General features: G+C 63.2%; 3 protein-coding genes and 1 pseudogene. 1 reads left to right on the top strand and 3 read right to left on the bottom strand.

Going from position 1 to position 2449, the window contains the following annotated elements; translation table 11 throughout:
- The coding region (gene hemN / locus VMR03_RS16685; RefSeq protein WP_325407211.1) for an oxygen-independent coproporphyrinogen III oxidase at positions 1–1143 on the bottom strand (1143 nt) is incomplete at its 3' end.
- Between hemN and VMR03_RS16680 the strand changes: the two genes are divergently transcribed.
- Entirely contained in the window at positions 1142–1354 is a 213-nt protein-coding gene (locus VMR03_RS16680; RefSeq protein ID WP_325407209.1) for a hypothetical protein, read from the top strand. The two genes, hemN and VMR03_RS16680, sit on opposite strands and share 2 nt — an antisense overlap.
- Positions 1355–1522: 168 nt before the next feature.
- Here the strand turns inward: VMR03_RS16680 and VMR03_RS16675 are convergent, their stop codons facing one another.
- Positions 1523–2071: a hypothetical protein gene (locus tag VMR03_RS16675; RefSeq protein ID WP_325407207.1), complete on the bottom strand. Its 549-nt coding sequence runs from the start codon at positions 2069–2071 to the stop codon at positions 1523–1525.
- A 68-nt stretch (positions 2072–2139) separates the two neighbouring features.
- Positions 2140–2449, bottom strand: a pseudogene (locus tag VMR03_RS16670) (CCA tRNA nucleotidyltransferase); the annotation flags it as partial.

The raw sequence follows: 2449 nt of genomic DNA, 5'->3' as shown, positions 1-2449 counted from the left end.
GTCGAGATCGACCTTCATGTCGCACATCAGCCGTTCGATGACATGGCGGCGCAACCTGTCGTCGTCGGAAATCGCGATGCCGCGCGTGACCGGCAGGCGCCCGGCGCGCACCAGCGTCTTGTAGCGCTCGATGGCGATTTCGTTTGCAACATAGCCTTGCGGCAACGCGCCGATGGCCGAAGCGCCGAGGCCGATCAGCGCCGGCGCGGCGTCCGTCGTGTAGCCCTGGAAGTTGCGGTGAAGCTCGCCCTTCTTCTGCGCGGCGACGAGTTCGTCGTCGGGTAATGCGAAATGATCGAGGCCGACCGCGACATAGCCGAGTTCCTGCAGCCTTGCGGAGGACGCCTCGTATTGCCGCCAGCGCTCCGCCATGTCCGGCAGCGCGGCTTCCGGGATGAGCTTCTGATGCGTCTTCATCCAGGGCACGTGGGCGTAGCCGAAGAGCGCGATGCGCGCCGGGCGAAGGGAGGCCGCGCGTTCGACCGTTTCGAGGATGCTTCCGACGGTTTGATGCGGAAGACCGTAGCAGAGGTCCATGTTGATCGCATGGATGCCGTGCTTGCGGAGCCAGAGGATTACGCGCTCGGTCACTTCGAAAGGCTGGATGCGATTGATCGCCTTCTGCACCGCCGGATTGAAATCCTGCACGCCGATGGAGGCGCGGGTGACGCCGGCCTCGGCCATGGCGATCACATAGTGTTCGTCCGCCGTGCGCGGATCGAGTTCGATGGCGATCTCGGCACCGGAGCGAACGTCGAAGTGCTCACGCAGCGTTTCGACCATGCGGGTGAAATCGGCGGGCTTCAGCACCGTCGGGCTGCCGCCGCCGAAATGAACATGGGCAAGGCCCATCCGCGCGGGCAGCTTCGAGGCGACGAGCGCGACTTCCTGCAGCAGCGCGTCGAGATAGCCGGCGATGGGCGCATAACGCTTGGTCGCCTTGGTGTGGCAACCGCAGAACCAGCACATCTCGGCGCAATAGGCGATGTGGAGATAGAGCGAGAGCGGTACCGCCGGATCGAGCTCGCCGAGCCAGCGCTCATAGCGCGCACCATCGACCGCCGGCCCGAAATGCGGCGCCGTCGGATAGGATGTGTAGCGCGGCACCCGCAGGTCGTATCGTTCGATGAGATCGGCTCGCATGACGCAACGCTATGTCGTGACTTCCGCCGCCGGCAACCGGCGCTTTGTCGCGGGAAACAGGAGGCCTCCCGACGCATGGCGCAATTTCGGCTTCAGGCAAAAGGGCGGCATTGATCGGAATCAAAACAGGGCGTTCAGGCTGCAATTTACGTTTCTTTTTCGTTGCCGCGAGAAAGCCTGCGACATTGAGTCAAATCAAGGCAACGGGTAACCGGTCGCGCTCTAGTGTCCTCCTAATCTTGATTGGGAGGCTCCCATGCTCGTGCAAATCGATTCCAATCCGCGTCTCGCCGCAATCTGGCATTTCGGCGAAGTGCTGTGCGTACCGGTCGCGTTGCTGCTGACGGTAACGGCGCTGATAATTTGAGCCGGTTCCGGTTCAGTATTTGACGAGGATGTGGCCGGCCTCGTTCAGCAGGGCCTCTTCGGTCGCGCCGCCCACGCCCTGTTCGCACAGGACGCCCAGCAGCAAGGCTTCGTGACCGGGATAGCGCCGGTTGTAATACATGATCCTTGCCGCTCCGACGCGGAAAGCGATGCACGTCCTGTCGGCGGCGGAGACGAAGTTGTACATCGTCGGGCCGCCCTGCGTCGCCCTTTCGCGGATTTCGAGTCTCATATCGTCCGCCGGAATGCCGTCGATCGAAAGCGTCCTGAACCAAGTGCCGAAACCCACCGGGTCGCTGTCGCGGTAAGTCAGGGCCTCGCTTTCGGAATAGGTGAATATCACCTGCCCGTTCGCAAGCGTGACCGCCTCCTGATAGCGCGCGCGATCCGAAACCGCCCAGGCCGTCGGCTGAAGGGTCGTGCGCGAGAAATCGACACGGCTCTGTGTCTGCGAAATCGGCGACCATGACAGCGCCATGGTCGACGTCGCGGCGAGACAGGCGGTCGCCAGAACGGCCGCAAAAATCGGAAGTCTCATCATTCCCTCCACCGTTTGCCCGTCAGCCTAGCCATCGGGCGTTGCGGCGTAAACGGAGGATTTCGGCCTCGCTAGTAAACGGTCGCCTGCACAACGGCTTTCAGCCGCTCGATGATCGAGAATTCGTCGTCGATGAAGTCGGCGTCGATCCACCATTCCTCGACCTCGCGCCAGACGCGGCCGACCTCCGGGCCTTCGGGCACGCCCGCGGCCTTCACCATCTCGCCGGTCAGCAGGAACTCCGGCTTCGTCCAGCTATCGGCCATGGCGAGCAGCGCGCGCCACTGGAAGTTGTTGTGCCCCTTGCGGTCGTTCGCCCAGCCGAGCATGACCCGGTCCTTGAAGAGACCGACGCCCATGATGTAGAGAGCCCGGTGGACC

It is taken from the genome of Parvibaculum sp. (genome assembly GCF_035511255.1).
Taxonomy (GTDB): domain Bacteria; phylum Pseudomonadota; class Alphaproteobacteria; order Parvibaculales; family Parvibaculaceae; genus Parvibaculum.
The sequence above is the reverse complement of the archived record's forward strand: the minus strand, read 5'-3'. Positions and strand labels throughout refer to the sequence as shown.

What these genes read in the sequence shown, in the direction of transcription:
- VMR03_RS16680 (WP_325407209.1), top strand. Translation starts at nt 1,142, where the DNA reads ATGACGCAACGCTATGTCGTGACTTCCGCCGCCGGCAACCGGCGCTTT.
- VMR03_RS16675 (WP_325407207.1), bottom strand. Translation starts at nt 2,071, where the DNA reads ATGATGAGACTTCCGATTTTTGCGGCCGTTCTGGCGACCGCCTGTCTC.